Annotated in this window: 13 protein-coding genes; 8 read left to right on the top strand and 5 right to left on the bottom strand. The window is 40.4% G+C overall.

Annotation, left to right across the window (positions count from 1 at the left end; translation table 11 throughout):
• Nucleotides 1–2: 2 nt before the first annotated feature.
• Nucleotides 3–1,268 (bottom strand): Gfo/Idh/MocA family oxidoreductase, encoded by a 1,266-nt coding sequence (locus tag JKG64_RS16975; protein ID WP_210355492.1) that lies wholly within the window; start codon nt 1,266–1,268, stop codon nt 3–5.
• A gap of 194 nt (nt 1,269–1,462) precedes the next feature.
• Here JKG64_RS16975 and JKG64_RS16980 point away from each other — a divergent pair, with 194 nt between their 5' ends.
• Together JKG64_RS16980 and pth are read left to right on the top strand one after the other, a co-directional pair.
• Nucleotides 1,463–2,062 carry a 50S ribosomal protein L25/general stress protein Ctc gene (locus JKG64_RS16980; protein ID WP_210355493.1) on the top strand — a complete coding sequence of 200 codons (600 nt, stop codon included), beginning with the start codon at nt 1,463–1,465 and terminating at the stop codon, nt 2,060–2,062.
• Nucleotides 2,063–2,153: 91 nt separating this feature from the next.
• Nucleotides 2,154–2,717, top strand: coding sequence for an aminoacyl-tRNA hydrolase (gene pth / locus JKG64_RS16985; RefSeq protein WP_210355494.1), 564 nt, complete (start codon nt 2,154–2,156; stop codon nt 2,715–2,717).
• Between the two features lie 53 nt (nt 2,718–2,770).
• Here the strand turns inward: pth and JKG64_RS16990 are convergent, their stop codons facing one another.
• Both JKG64_RS16990 and JKG64_RS16995 read right to left on the bottom strand, forming a co-directional pair.
• Nucleotides 2,771–4,891 carry a M56 family metallopeptidase gene (locus tag JKG64_RS16990; protein WP_210355495.1) on the bottom strand — a complete coding sequence of 707 codons (2,121 nt, stop codon included), beginning with the start codon at nt 4,889–4,891 and terminating at the stop codon, nt 2,771–2,773.
• Nucleotides 4,892–4,932: 41 nt separating this feature from the next.
• Nucleotides 4,933–5,301, bottom strand: coding sequence for a BlaI/MecI/CopY family transcriptional regulator (locus JKG64_RS16995; protein WP_210355496.1), 369 nt, complete (start codon nt 5,299–5,301; stop codon nt 4,933–4,935).
• A 266-nt stretch (nt 5,302–5,567) separates the two neighbouring features.
• Here JKG64_RS16995 and JKG64_RS17000 point away from each other — a divergent pair, with 266 nt between their 5' ends.
• A complete protein-coding gene (locus tag JKG64_RS17000; RefSeq protein WP_210355497.1) occupies nt 5,568–6,854 on the top strand; it encodes a citrate synthase in 1,287 nt (428 codons plus the stop codon).
• Nucleotides 6,855–6,895: 41 nt separating this feature from the next.
• Here the strand turns inward: JKG64_RS17000 and JKG64_RS17005 are convergent, their stop codons facing one another.
• Complete coding sequence (locus JKG64_RS17005) at nt 6,896–7,315, bottom strand: RNA-binding S4 domain-containing protein (RefSeq protein ID WP_210355498.1); 420 nt, start codon at nt 7,313–7,315, stop codon at nt 6,896–6,898.
• Nucleotides 7,316–7,479: 164 nt separating this feature from the next.
• Here JKG64_RS17005 and JKG64_RS17010 point away from each other — a divergent pair, with 164 nt between their 5' ends.
• The 5 genes from JKG64_RS17010 to brnQ all read left to right on the top strand — a co-directional run bounded on the left by JKG64_RS17010 (nt 7,480) and on the right by brnQ (nt 11,528).
• Nucleotides 7,480–8,295 (top strand): 2,3,4,5-tetrahydropyridine-2,6-dicarboxylate N-succinyltransferase, encoded by an 816-nt coding sequence (locus JKG64_RS17010; protein ID WP_210355499.1) that lies wholly within the window; start codon nt 7,480–7,482, stop codon nt 8,293–8,295.
• 19 nt (nt 8,296–8,314) lie between these two features.
• Nucleotides 8,315–8,896 carry an L-threonylcarbamoyladenylate synthase gene (locus JKG64_RS17015; protein ID WP_210355500.1) on the top strand — a complete coding sequence of 194 codons (582 nt, stop codon included), beginning with the start codon at nt 8,315–8,317 and terminating at the stop codon, nt 8,894–8,896.
• Nucleotides 8,897–8,900: 4 nt separating this feature from the next.
• Complete coding sequence (locus tag JKG64_RS17020; protein ID WP_210355501.1) at nt 8,901–9,305, top strand: DUF4920 domain-containing protein; 405 nt, start codon at nt 8,901–8,903, stop codon at nt 9,303–9,305.
• Nucleotides 9,306–9,372: 67 nt separating this feature from the next.
• Nucleotides 9,373–10,218, top strand: coding sequence for a dihydropteroate synthase (folP, locus tag JKG64_RS17025; protein WP_210355502.1), 846 nt, complete (start codon nt 9,373–9,375; stop codon nt 10,216–10,218).
• Nucleotides 10,219–10,220: 2 nt separating this feature from the next.
• Nucleotides 10,221–11,528: a branched-chain amino acid transport system II carrier protein gene (brnQ, locus tag JKG64_RS17030; RefSeq protein ID WP_210355503.1), complete on the top strand. Its 1,308-nt coding sequence runs from the start codon at nt 10,221–10,223 to the stop codon at nt 11,526–11,528.
• A gap of 33 nt (nt 11,529–11,561) precedes the next feature.
• On the opposite strand, the gene metG is transcribed toward brnQ, so the two are convergent.
• Nucleotides 11,562–13,631, bottom strand: coding sequence for a methionine--tRNA ligase (gene metG, locus JKG64_RS17035; protein ID WP_210355504.1), 2,070 nt, complete (start codon nt 13,629–13,631; stop codon nt 11,562–11,564).
• Between the last annotated feature and the right edge of the window lie 147 nt (nt 13,632–13,778).

Below are 13,778 nucleotides of genomic sequence, written 5' to 3' on the forward strand. Positions count from 1 at the left end.
GGTTAGAAAGTCCAAGGACCTCTCATAGGTTGATTGATCAAACGGTTAGCGGCTTCATCGTTTACAAACTCTTGCTTAGCCGAATCAAAATGTAACGTTCTATTCAGACGCAATGCTGCCAATCCAAGATTAACAAGCGTACACGAATAGTACCCATTATCCTCATTCAGTGCAAATTTCTGTCTAGTACGCACGGCCTCTACAAAATCAGTCATCTGTGGTGCTGGGTCCGGATATTGCGCCAGTTTGCGCTCCAAATCAGGGATATCAGAAACGAATCCCCTGAACAGCTTACCTTTAGGTCCCTCAATATATGCCTTCCCGACTTCAGTACCTTCTCCGTCAAGTATAATCTGACAGCCGTCCGCATAGGTATAAGTAATTTTACGCCATATACCTACAGCATCAGAATGTTGCTGTGGTGCATCGACCTCCACTTTTACCGGGCTTTCGTTGTCTTTACCCAAGAAGTATTGAACTGGATCTAAATAATGCTGCCCCATATCACCCAAACCGCCACCATCATAATCCCAATATCCACGGAAAGTCGTGTGTACGCGATGTGTACTATACGGTTTATAAGGCGCTGGCCCTAACCACATGTCATAATCCAATTCCTTTGGCGCCTGCTCAACAGGTAAATTCTCTTTACCTACCCAGTAAAACTTCCAATCAAATCCAGTATGCTTACTAATAGTCACTTTCAATGGCCACCCCAACATCCCCGTATCGACGACTTTTTTGATTTTTTTCACAGGCACATTCATACCGTAAAAATTAGCATCAAAGCGGAACCACGTATTTAACCTAAAAATATTACCATGTTGCGCAACAGCTTCCTTGACTTTCTTTCCCTCACCGATTGTCCTTGTCATAGGCTTTTCACACCAGATATCTTTACCCGAACGAGCGGCTTCAAGAGCCATTAGACCATGCCAGTGCGGCGGTGTAGCAATATGCACAATATCCACTTCGGGATTAGAAATCAGATCTCTGAAATCATGATGCTCTTTAATCCCTCCCCCTAAAGCGTTTTGCGCCAGAGCAAGGTGTCTTGTATCGACATCACAAATAGCGACCGTCTTTGTACCAGCATATTTGAAATGTCCACGTCCCATAGATCCGACGCCAATCACCCCTTTGGTCAAATGATCGCTTGGAGCAAGGTATCCCTTACCCAGTACAAACCGTGGCACAATAGTAAATGCCGCAGCTCCAATCAATGACTTCTTGATAAAATCACGTCTTGAAGTATGTTGTTTTTCCATGTTTATTATGATTATTTTAGGTTCTCAAGCTTTAAAGTTAATTGTTTTTTTTAGACAACTCAAATATAAATAGATAAAATTTTTAATGAACGAAAAATTACACTTTTATTCTCCCCATCACAAAAAGAAAACAACTCTTGTTAATTCCCAATTCTTTAATTACTTTTGCACCTCAAATTTTAATATTTAAAAACATGAAATCAATTGCTATTAGCGGTTCTCTTAGAAAGAACGTAGGGAAAAGAGATGCAAAAGAATTGCGTTACGAAGGACAGGTTCCTGCAGTTCTTTACGGTGGTACAACACAAACTCACCTTTCTGTATCCGCAGCTGATTTGAAAGCAGTTCTTTACACTCCAGAAGTTGTATTCTTAGAATTAAACATTGATGGAAAAAATGTAAAAGCTATCGTTCAAGACGCTCAATTCCACCCATTAACAGATCAAGTTACTCACATCGACTTTTTAGAGTTATTCGATGACAAAGAAGTTACTTTAAATATCCCTGTAAAATTAACAGGAACTTCTCCTGGTGTTAAATTAGGGGGTAAATTAGTTCAAAAATTACGTAAACTACGCGTTAAAGCTTTACCTGCAAACTTACCTCAAGAAATCCTTGTTCCTATGGAATCTTTAGAAGTTGGTAAATCATTCCGCGTTGCTCAAGTAGTTTTAGACAATGCTAAAGTATTGAACAACTCTGACGATACAATCGTTTCAGTAATCATGTCTCGTGCTTTACGTCAAGCAGAGCAAGAAGCAGCGAAAGCAGCTCAAGGAGGCAAGAAAAAATAATTAATACTTACGAGTAAGTATTAACAAAAAGAGCATCGGACTTCCGATGCTCTTTTTTTGCCTTTTTACCTTTTACTTCTTAATTTGCAACATGAATTTTTTAATCGTTGGTCTAGGGAATATCGGCAGAGAATATGCAGATACCCGACACAATATAGGTTTTATGGTAGCAGACGAATTAGCCAACCAGGCAGGTTCGATTTGGTCTACTCTAAAACACGCCTATTATACAGAGTTCAAGCTACGGGGACATAACATCTATGTTATAAAACCCACTACCTATATGAACTTGAGTGGCAAGGCGGTCAACTATTGGATGCAACAGCTTAAAGTTCCTATCCAAAATGTAATGGTAATCGTAGATGACCTTGCCATTCCTTTTGGCTCATTACGGATCAAGCCAAAAGGCTCTGCTGCGGGACATAACGGACTCAAATCCATAGAGGCACTATGCGGTGGCCAGGCTTACCCACGCTTACGCTTTGGAATCGGGGACAACTATCCCAAAGGCCGACAGGTCGACTATGTATTAGGCCCCTTTGACAAAGACGAACAAAAAGAACTGCCCGCTTTGATTGAGCATGCTGTCAAGATGATACACAGTTTCGTGAGTATCGGAATTGAACTGACAATGACCAATCTCAATACAAAATAGCATAAAAAAAGCCTGTATATACAGGCTTTTTTTATGCTATTTAAGAAACACTATCAATTATTACCTTTTTTGGTAACCACCTTAATTACACCACCTTTCCCCAACTCTCCGTAGGCTGCCTGCGCCTCACTACCCTTCAGAAGTGTAAACGATTCAACATTCTCCACAGGAATAGTATTGATATCAAAACTAGATTTCTGAACCTCTCCATCTACCACAAATAGTCCAACAGCAGGAAGATTAAACACCCTCGCTTTACTTAAAGTTGTTGCACCTCCCTCTGTCGTGACGCTTTTGCCCACAACGAAACTACCAGAATTACCTTTAGCCCCCTTTACAAACAAAGTGGTATCTCCCTTCGCAGGACTAACGCTATGCGCAAAGGACTTAGTCGTTACAACAATTACACCGTTTCGCCCCCTTTCGCCATAAAGCTTCTCAGCGGACGCTTCCTTCAGTACAGAGATACTGTGAATATCTTCGGGTTTTAAAGAACTAGCATCGTAGTACTCGCCCATAACCTTGCCGTCTACAACGAATACAGGCTTACCTTTACTGCCATCACGCGCGTTGACACCACGAATAACAATGTTTCCAAATCCCCTCTTGGTAGAGTCTCTTAGGCTAGGCGAGGACACTTTCCCATATAAATGCTGTGCGACCGATCCCTTTTTTGCTGTAATTAAAATAACTCCATTTTTTCCTCTCTCGCCATACAAAGAGGTCGCAGGCTTATCCTTAAGTACAGACACACTTTCAATATCATCCGCGTTCAATTTATTTAGATCAAAACCATCCCTCATCACTTCTCCATCCACTAAGATTAACGGCTTGACACCACTATTTCCAGTGGCATTACGCAACAAAGCCTTCGCACCTACAGACGTAGATGCCTCAGCAGTTCCTACTCTTAGCCCCAGCGCCTCCCCTTTCAACTCCTCAGTCCCCCTATCAGTCTTACTAGTTATTTCAATTACACCATCTTTTGCCCTATCTCCATACATCGAAATCCCATCCTTATCCTTCCATATCGAAATGCTTGCTATAGTATTGGGGTCAATAGTGTTTAAGTCGAAATTACTTGGCAATATTTTTCCATCCAAAATAAACAACCGATTAACTGAACTCCCATTATGAAGCAAAATATTAGCGGTCTTCTTTGTTGTATCTTCTGTCCCTACAAGAAAAGGCACAGCATCCGAGCTCAGCTCCAAACCTAAAGCCGGAGCTACCGTAGTATCCTTATGTACAATTGGCAACACCACATCAACTGGAATCTCTTTGATGCGTTCGACCAATTCCTCTATTTTTCCCTCTGCCTTACTTACCGTAAAAGTTGCCCCTGCAAAAATCACGATCGGTAGCAAAAAGGCATACTTGCTCAACTCCATCTTGGAAGAGCGTCTTTTGTTCATCATCATAATGCGCCTTTTTAAGGTTTTAAAATTAAACTGATTACCGATTCCCACAGCAGCTCCCTGCTTGGTGACCGTCAACAATGAATATTGATAAGTCTGTCGATCCACTCCTTTATCCAGAACCTGTTGATCAGTCAAAAATTCCAGATTTTGTCGTACCGCTCTGCGCATAAGCCATACAAAAGGATTATACCAACATCCTATCAAAAGCATTTCAAACAATAGAATATCAACCGTGTGAAGGCCTTTCACATGAATATCCTCGTGTTTGAAAATATCCTGTAGCTCAGGGTTGTCATGCTGCTCCTGATGCACATATATCTTATTGAAAAACGAAAATGGAACTATAGGGAACATCACATTTCGGAACAAGTAATCCTTCCACCTAGATGGCTTTGAATACCGATGTATCCGCATAAGACTCAACAACTGTATACTCAATTTGAGTAACAGCCCAATTGCTCCAATTCCGAAAACCACCAGCAATAGGTGCCCCACAGAAAACACCTCCACGACCTGCTCCGGAAGATAGTATTCAACATACTCCCACACCGCATCTATCGGCAAGACCTCACTGCTGCGAAACCAATTAGCGATATCCAAAAAAGGATAGACAAGGGCATACATACCGCCTATCAAAAGATAAACCCGATTCAGCTTATAAAATGTCAATTTCCTCAACAACAATACATAGCCCAAAAAGACGATAGCCAACAAAAGGTTGACCTGCAGAACATATGTCAATACACTTTCCATAATTGGATTTTACACGGTTTTTTATTTAATTTATGCTATCACTAAGATTTACCACTTTTAATCATCTCCATTATCTCCTTCAATTCACTTTCTGAAAGCTTCTCCTCCTTCACAAAAAAAGACACCATTTCCTTATAAGAATTTCGAAAATAATCCCCCACAAAAGAGCTCATATACTTAGCCTTATATTCTTCTGCCGAAATCACTGGCTCGTAGCGTTTCGCATTAGCGTAGACGACTGGCGTGACATATCCTTTTTTAACAAGATTCTTAATTGTCGAAGCCAGGGTCGTATAAGGTACAGGCTCTCCCTTTAAATTATCCAAAATCTCTTTTATAAAGCCTCCTTTTAGCTGCCAGATAGACAACATAGCTTCCTCTTCCTGTATCGTTAACTTCTCAAGTTCCATATAATTAATTTACTAACACTTCGCAAGTCTACGAATAAATCGTAACAATAGAAATAATTTTAACATTTTTTATATTCACTTCTACATCATTCCGAATTAAGTTATTGTTATATATAAAATAAATTATTGGCAGAAACGAATATATAAGGCAAGGCAAAATCTAACAACTTGATAATTTTGACCAACAAATGTCATTTAAAATGTAAAGCATGGGTTGTTTTGTCATTCCTTTTTATATTTTTGTGAATACACATAGAAATTTGATTATGTCTGAAACAGCATCCTTTACCTTAGATGGCAATACGTTTGAATTTCCAGTTATAACGGGAACAGAAAATGAAAAAGCCATTGATATTTCGAAATTGAGAGATCAATCAGGATACATTACATTAGATCCTGGTTTCAAAAATACGGGCGCTACAAAAAGTGCAATAACCTTTTTAGATGGTGAAAAAGGAGTATTAAAATACCGAGGTTACAAAATTGAAGACCTTGCTGAGAAGTCTACGTTTTTGGAAGTTGCCTATTTATTAATTTTTGGCAATCTCCCTTCTAAAGAAGTTTTAGAACAATTCAGAACGGATATCAAGAAGCAAATGATGGTCCACGAAGACATGAAAATGTTCTTCTCTGGATTTCCTTCTAAATCCCACCCTATGGGTCAATTATCTTGTCTTGTTGGTGCATTATCAGCGTTCTATCCAGAATCCCTGAATCCGAACCAATCAGAAGAAGAAGAATACAAAACAATAATCAACCTTCTGGGCAAGATGCCGACGATCGTATCTTGGATCCAAAAGAAATCATTAGGTCATCCTGTTGTATACCCTAAAAAAGATCTGGGTTATATCGACAACTTCATGAACATGATTTTTGGAGAGGTTAATTGTGACAAAATATTTGATGAAGCAGTATTGGATGCGATGCGTATCTTATTGATTCTTCATGCAGATCACGAACAGAACTGTTCAACATCTACAGTCCGTATCGTAGGTTCATCAAATGCGAACTTATATGCATCTGTGTCCGCAGGTATCAATGCCCTTTGGGGGCCTTTACACGGCGGTGCCAACCAAGCGGTAATCGAAATGTTGGAAGACATCAGAAATGATGGCGGCGATGTAGAGAAGTACCTTGCTAAAGCGAAAGACAAAAACGATCCGTTCCGCCTAATGGGCTTTGGTCACCGTGTTTATAAAAACTTTGACCCACGTGCAAAAATCATTAAAAAAGCATGTGATGATGTATTGGAAAAACTAGGTGTTGAAGATCCTGTTTTAGACATCGCAAAAGGATTAGAAAGAGCAGCGCTCAGCGATCAATACTTCATTGATAGAAAATTATACCCGAATGTTGACTTTTACTCCGGTATTATCTACCGTGCATTAGGCTTTAAATCGGATATGTTTACTGTATTATTTGCTTTGGGCCGTCTACCAGGATGGATTGCACAGTGGAAAGAAATGCGTGATAATAAAGAACCTATCGGACGTCCTAGACAAGTCTATACTGGTGAAACAGACCGTAAATATCCAGACGGAACACAACGTTAAGAAACAAAAAAGGCAGAAAATAATTTTCTGCCTTTTTTATTTTATTCACTTTCTTTCTCTCCATCTTTCCACCACTCGCTACTCTTCAAGTCATCAATTTCACGTCGGTCCCTTTTAGTTGGCCTTCCCGTCCCCCTATCTCTTTTCAGAATAGGAGCATGGAATGTTGATTTAAAACCATAGGTCTCTTCAAGCGGTGTCTTATCCTCGTAATTTTCTGCGGCAATCTTTGCATCCCCTCTCCTTTCCAACAGACCCGTCACCAATATTACTTTCCTTTCAATCCCTTTCTGAATCGAATATGTCTCGCCCAATTTCACCACATAGGAAGGTTTGACATTGGTACCGTTCAGCTTAACACGTCCCGCCTTACATGCTTCTGTTGCTAGACTACGCGTCTTAAATATCCGGATCGCCCATAAATACTTATCAATCCGTAGTTTTTCATTTTCACTCGCCATAAAACAAAAATACCGCTTTGCAGGACAAAAACGAAATCCAAAAAAACGTATCCCTCAGATGCTCCACTTATTACATCCTAATATTATAGGCTATATATTGATGAATACAAAGCATTTTTCTAAGTTTGTAGTTGATAATTAATCAGTACTAACACGATATAAAAATGCAAAATCTGCAAAAACTAGTCGAAGAAGCTTGGGAAGAAAGACATCTTTTAGAATTCAAAGAATATTTTGAGGCGATACAAACCGTTATCATGAAATTAGATAATGGAGAACTACGCGTAGCAGAACCCGTAGGCGATCGCTGGCATGTAAATGACTGGATAAAGAAAGCGGTTATATTATATTTCCCTATACGTGAGATGCAAGAGATTGACAACAAGCCTTTCGTCTACCACGATAAAATGAAATTGAAAACGAACTACAAGGAGCTTGGTGTACGTGTGGTTCCTGGTGCTTCGGCACGTTATGGTGCCTATCTAGCCAAGGGTGTGATCATGATGCCTTCTTATGTCAATATAGGTGCTTACGTCGGCGAAGGTACAATGGTAGATACATGGGCGACAGTAGGCTCCTGCGCACAAATTGGAAAACATGTCCATCTTTCAGGTGGTGTAGGTATTGGAGGCGTATTAGAACCCGTACAAGCCGCTCCAGTAATCATTGAAGACAACGTATTTGTCGGGTCACGCGTCATTGTGGTAGAAGGCGTACATGTCGAGTCGGAAGCCGTATTAGGTGCCAATGTGGTATTGACCGCTTCGACAAAGATTATCGACGTATCCGGAGCAGAGCCCATTGAATACAAAGGCCGTGTGCCTGCTCGCTCGGTTGTTATTCCTGGTACATACACCAAAAAATTTCCTGCAGGAGAATACCAAGTGCCTTGTGCACTGATTATTGGAAAGCGTAAAGATTCAACCGATAAGAAAACTTCCTTAAATGATGCGCTCCGTGATCATAACGTAGCCGTTTAACGCTGGATAGACCATACAAATGCATAGACCATTCGTCGATAAAGAAGATTTAAATCAGGCACTCGAAACATTGAAAAATGGAGGCCTGATTTTATACCCCACAGATACCATCTGGGGAATTGGCTGTGATGCCACCAACCCCGAAGCTATAGAAAAGGTATTCGCCCTAAAAGGAAGAGATAAAAGCAAAAGCATGCTGATTCTCCTCCATAGCGACAATCAGTTAGCGAGCTATGTCCGCGAAATCCCAGAAGTAGCTTATCAATTGATTGAATCCTACGATAGACCCATTACAATTGTTTATTCTGGAGCCAAAAATCTAGCAGAAAATGCAATCGCAGAGGATGGAAGTATCGGTATACGAGTCGTATCCCACCCCTTCTGCCAACAACTCTTGCAACGCTTCAAAAAACCAATTATCTCTACATCAGCAAATCTAAGCGGACAGCCCTCAGCACAGACCTTTGACCAAATAGACGAATTAATCAAGGAAAAGGTAGATTATATCGTTAAATTTGGACAAGATGAAGACAGCCCAGGCACACCTTCTATTATTATGAAGTTGGATCCTAGCGGCAAATTTGAATTCTTACGTAAATAATATCATGATGAAAAAAATAGTAGCCCTTAGTATTGCTCTTTTTACATTGACGACCCTAAGTTTCGCCCAACAAAAAGAAGTTAAACCTTCTACTCCAGGCGTTACCTACGGTAAAAGCATTAACCAGAATAATGCCATTAGCACAGAAGCATTGCAAAACAAACTGCTTAGATCCGACACCTTCACTGGAAAAATAAAAGGAGAAGTTACCCAAGTCTGTAAAATGAGCGGATGTTACCTGATGCTAGGCCTTGTTGGCGACAATGCAATAACGGTAAGATTTAAAGAGGGAGCTTTCACAGTACCTGCTGATCTAAATGGGAAAACTGTTATTCTGGAAGGGAAAGTAACCAAAAAGAGTGCAGACAGTATTAACATGATAGCTGATGGTATATTGGTTATCAAATAATACTCTTGTTAAATAAATCCAAGGCTGTAACAGCACAACTGTTACAGCCTTATTATATTCCAATACTATGCATGGCCTAAAAACAGCCTCCTGCCAAAGCATTAATCTAAAGGGAAAGTTAGAGACATTCGAGAAGCCACAGATTATGGGTATTCTCAATGTAACCCCCGATTCTTTTTTTGACGGAGGCCAACATAATACACTAAATGCGGCATCGGTAAAAGCAACCCAGCTCATAACGCAGGGCGCAGACATAATCGATATAGGAGCTTACTCATCTAGACCAGGCGCCCCACTGATCTCTATTCAAGAAGAGATAGATCGCGCACTGCCAATCATTGAATACCTCGCTACCAATTATCCAGATACTATTCTATCTATAGACACATTTCGCGCTGATGTAGCGCATGCTGCGATCCAGGCAGGTGCACATATTATCAATGATATATCCGGCGGAAACCTGGATGATAACATGTTTGATACGGTCGCAAAACTACAGGTTCCATATATCCTGATGCACATGCGTGGCACTCCGGAGACGATGCAACAACTTACAGACTATGATGACATCGTTGAAGACATTGCCGTTTATTTTGGCCAACGTATCGCCCAATTAAGATCACTCGGTGTGAAGGATATTATCCTAGACCCAGGTTTTGGCTTTTCAAAAACAATCGCTCAAAACTATGAACTATTGCACCGTATCGGTGAATTGCATTACATGGGCCTACCGCTACTCGGCGGAATTTCTAGAAAATCAATGATCTATAAGAAACTAGAAATTACCCCTCAAGAATCTCTCTCTGCGACCACCGCACTAAATATTATTTTACTACAGCATGGAGTACAACTATTACGCGTGCACGATGTCCTTGAGGCAAAACAACTGATCCAATTATTTTACACCCCCTAGATTTGAAGAAATACAAAGATATACTAACCATTGGTTTCGCACTATTTGCAATGTTTTTTGGAGCAGGCAATTTGTTGCTTCCTCCATTTATCGGTCTACAGATAGGATCGCACATTGCAATAACTATTCTGGCATTTGGGCTCACAGGTATCGTACTGCCATTTTTTGGTATTCTTTCTATTGTACAATCCGGCAATTCATTTCATGATTTGGGAAACCGGATTCATCCCAAACTTGCACCAATATTAGGATCTATAATCATGTTATGTATCGGTCCCTTGATTGCTATCCCACGGACTGCTGCTACTACACATGAAATAGCGATTCTCCCTTCCTTTCCAGACTTCAACCCAGCATGGTCATCCATCTTATTTTTTGTTGCGACCTGGGCCCTCACTATTGTTCCCTCAAAAGTTGTCGACATCATTGGTAACTTTTTCACGCCCTTATTGCTATTACTTCTCTTAGCACTCATCATACTAGGCATAGTACACCCTCAGGCAGATTACTCCTTATCCTCCCTTAATTCTTTAGAATCTTTTTCTTTAGGATTTACTGAAGGCTACCAAACACTCGACGTATTTGCTTCGGTCATCTTCGCTGGGATTATCATCAACGCGGCAAAATCGAAGGGTTATACAACCATAAAAGAAAAAAACAAAGTAGTAATTACCTCAGGAATTGTATCCGCTTCCTGCCTGTTCCTTATTTATGGCGGACTAGTTTATTTAGGAGCTACATCAGGCGTCACCAATATGGAAATTCCACGCTCTTCGCTACTTATACAGATAGCACAGCAAATTCTGGGTAAATATGGAATGTTGGGAATCGCTCTAAGCATTGGCTTAGCCTGTCTGACCACAGCTATAGCGGTAACCTCAGCTGTAGGAACTTTTTTCTCTGAACTAAGCGGCGATCGGCTGAGTTACAAACTTATTGTCACTGTATGCTGTATACTCTCCGCAGCATTTGCGGTGAAAGGAGTCGACAGTATTATTCAATTTGCCTATCCTCCTTTAGCTTTTGCCTATCCCATTGTTATTACTCTTGTGCTATATATTGTACTATTCGGTCGCTTTATCAAAGTTAAAGCCCCTTATATTGGTGCGTTACTAGCTTCAACCGCGATAGCAACGTTAAGTCTCGGCAAGGTTCTCGGTCTCTGGTCTACTGAATTTTTGACTATATGGAATAAAATTCCTTTTTTCGACATCGACCTTGGTTGGGTCCTACCTTCTGTAATCGGTTTTTTAGTCGGATATATTATTAGTTTAACAACTTCAAAACAAAACACCCCTAGCAAAAGCTAAGGGTGTTTTTAATAATATTCTAAATGCTATTTCTTAACGGACTACGCTTCCATTTGTAATCGCAGTCTGTGGATTTACAAAATCTAATCTTCCGTCTGCATCTTCAGCCATCAATATCATACCTTGCGATTGAATACCTTTGATTTCACGAGGTTCTAGGTTCACCAAAATAGAAACCTGTCTACCGATAATATCCTCCGGAGCAAAAAACTCTGCAATCCCAGAAACAACAGTACGCTGATCAATACCTGTATCTATCTTTAGTTTCAACAATTTCTTTGTCTTAGCAACCTTCTCCGCTTCTAAAATAGTTCCAACACGGATATCTAACTTCATGAAATCGTCAAAGCTGATATTCGCTTTTGCGGGAGCCACCTGAGTTGCTGCTTTCACATTGTTCGCTTTAGCCGCAGCCAGTTTTTCCAATTGAAACTCCACTTGTTCGTCGGTTATTTTATCAAACAGAAGCTGTGCTTCGCCCAATACATGCCCCTCAGTGATCAGGTTAGCTGTTCCAGCTTTTTCCCATCCCTGTACCGGAACCTGCAACATATCAAACAATCTACCTGCTGTTTTAGGTAAGAATGGCTGTGCTAAAATAGCTAAGTTAGCGACGATCTGAGTAGCCACATTAAGAACTGTCTTAACACGCTCCTCGTCGGTCTTAATAACCTTCCAAGGCTCTTCGTCCGCCAAATATTTATTACCCAAACGGGCAGCATTCATAAAGTGACTTAATGCCTCTCTAAATCTATAATTCGATATAGACTGCTCAATCAAAGCTGGGTATTTAGCCAATTCATCAAATACTGCCGTATCAATAGTATTATAATCTGATCCTTTCAGTACCTTGCCCTCAAAATATTTGTGAGAGAGTACCATCACCCGATTCACAAAGTTACCTAATATCGCAACAAGCTCATTATTTACGCGTGCCTGAAAATCTTTCCATGTAAACTCGCTATCCGATGTTTCTGGAAGAATTGATGTCAACACATAACGTAGCTCATCTTGTTTACCTGGAAATTCTTCCAAATATTCGTGTAGCCAAACCGCATGATTACGCGAAGTCGACAGCTTATCGCCCTCCAAGTTCAAAAACTCGTTTGCCGGCACATTATCTGGCAGGATGTAATCTCCATGCGCATGTAGAATAGCAGGAAAGATAATACAGTGAAACACAATATTATCTTTACCGATAAAATGTATCAACGACGAATCATCCTCCGGATTATGCTGTTTTTTCCAATAATCTTCCCAATTCTTACCCTGATCCAAAGCCCATTGCTTTGTAGCTGATATGTACCCAATAGGCGCATCCAACCATACATACAGTTTTTTGCCTTCAGCTTCTTTCAGAGGGACATCAACTCCCCAGTCCAGATCGCGCGTCATCGACCGTGGCTGCAAGCCCGACTTTAACCAAGATTGGCACTGCCCGAATACATTCGATTTCAGCTCCGCCTTCTTTCCTTCGATCAACCACTCTTCCAACCAAGGTTGGTATTTGTCCAATGGAAGATACCAATGCTTCGTCTCCTTCAGAATTGGAGTTTTACCGCTCAATGTAGATTTTGGATTGATCAAGTCTGTTGGGCTCAATGATGTACCACATTTCTCGCATTGGTCACCATAAGCGCCTTCACTCTGACAGTGCGGACAAGTTCCCGTGATATAACGATCCGCCAGAAACTGCTGGAACTCCTCATCATAATATTGTTCTGAGAACTTCTCTATAAATTCTCCTTTTTCGTAAAGATTAAGGAAAAACTCCTGCGATAATTCGTGATGGATCGGCTCTGATGTACGGTGATAGATATCAAAAGAGATCCCAAAATCTTCGAAGGATTCTTTAATCTGCTTATTATACTTATCAATAATTTCCCGAGGTGTGACTCCTTCTTTTTTTGCTTTGATGGTAATAGCTGCCCCATGCTCATCCGAGCCACAGACATACACGACATCCTTATTATTCAGACGTAGAAAGCGTACAAAAATATCACCGGGAATATAAGCTCCAGCCAAGTGACCTATATGCAAAGGACCATTTGCATAAGGAAGTGCGGAGGTAATGGTATAACGTTTTTTAGATAAATTGCTCAAGATATTGTATTTTTAATGGTAATACTAAAAATTAAATAGTAACATTGTTTGCAAAGATAACTCAATTTGTGCTGAATAAATAAAAGCCTGTTTAGATTTCTAGCAGAAAATTATATATCTTCTTTTTTTGTATGACAATGATACCGA

Origin of the sequence: Sphingobacterium tabacisoli (assembly GCF_017908035.1) — a bacterium.
In the GTDB taxonomy this organism is placed as follows: domain Bacteria; phylum Bacteroidota; class Bacteroidia; order Sphingobacteriales; family Sphingobacteriaceae; genus Sphingobacterium; species Sphingobacterium tabacisoli.

What these genes read in the sequence shown, in the direction of transcription:
- JKG64_RS17005 (WP_210355498.1), bottom strand. Translation starts at nt 7,315, where the DNA reads ATGGCGAGTGAAAATGAAAAACTACGGATTGATAAGTATTTATGGGCG.
- JKG64_RS17010 (WP_210355499.1), top strand. Translation starts at nt 7,480, where the DNA reads ATGCAAAATCTGCAAAAACTAGTCGAAGAAGCTTGGGAAGAAAGACAT.
- pth (WP_210355494.1), top strand. Translation starts at nt 2,154, where the DNA reads ATGAATTTTTTAATCGTTGGTCTAGGGAATATCGGCAGAGAATATGCA.
- folP (WP_210355502.1), top strand. Translation starts at nt 9,373, where the DNA reads ATGCATGGCCTAAAAACAGCCTCCTGCCAAAGCATTAATCTAAAGGGA.
- JKG64_RS17015 (WP_210355500.1), top strand. Translation starts at nt 8,315, where the DNA reads ATGCATAGACCATTCGTCGATAAAGAAGATTTAAATCAGGCACTCGAA.
- JKG64_RS17000 (WP_210355497.1), top strand. Translation starts at nt 5,568, where the DNA reads ATGTCTGAAACAGCATCCTTTACCTTAGATGGCAATACGTTTGAATTT.
- JKG64_RS17020 (WP_210355501.1), top strand. Translation starts at nt 8,901, where the DNA reads ATGATGAAAAAAATAGTAGCCCTTAGTATTGCTCTTTTTACATTGACG.
- JKG64_RS16975 (WP_210355492.1), bottom strand. Translation starts at nt 1,268, where the DNA reads ATGGAAAAACAACATACTTCAAGACGTGATTTTATCAAGAAGTCATTG.
- JKG64_RS16990 (WP_210355495.1), bottom strand. Translation starts at nt 4,891, where the DNA reads ATGGAAAGTGTATTGACATATGTTCTGCAGGTCAACCTTTTGTTGGCT.
- JKG64_RS16980 (WP_210355493.1), top strand. Translation starts at nt 1,463, where the DNA reads ATGAAATCAATTGCTATTAGCGGTTCTCTTAGAAAGAACGTAGGGAAA.
- JKG64_RS16995 (WP_210355496.1), bottom strand. Translation starts at nt 5,301, where the DNA reads ATGGAACTTGAGAAGTTAACGATACAGGAAGAGGAAGCTATGTTGTCT.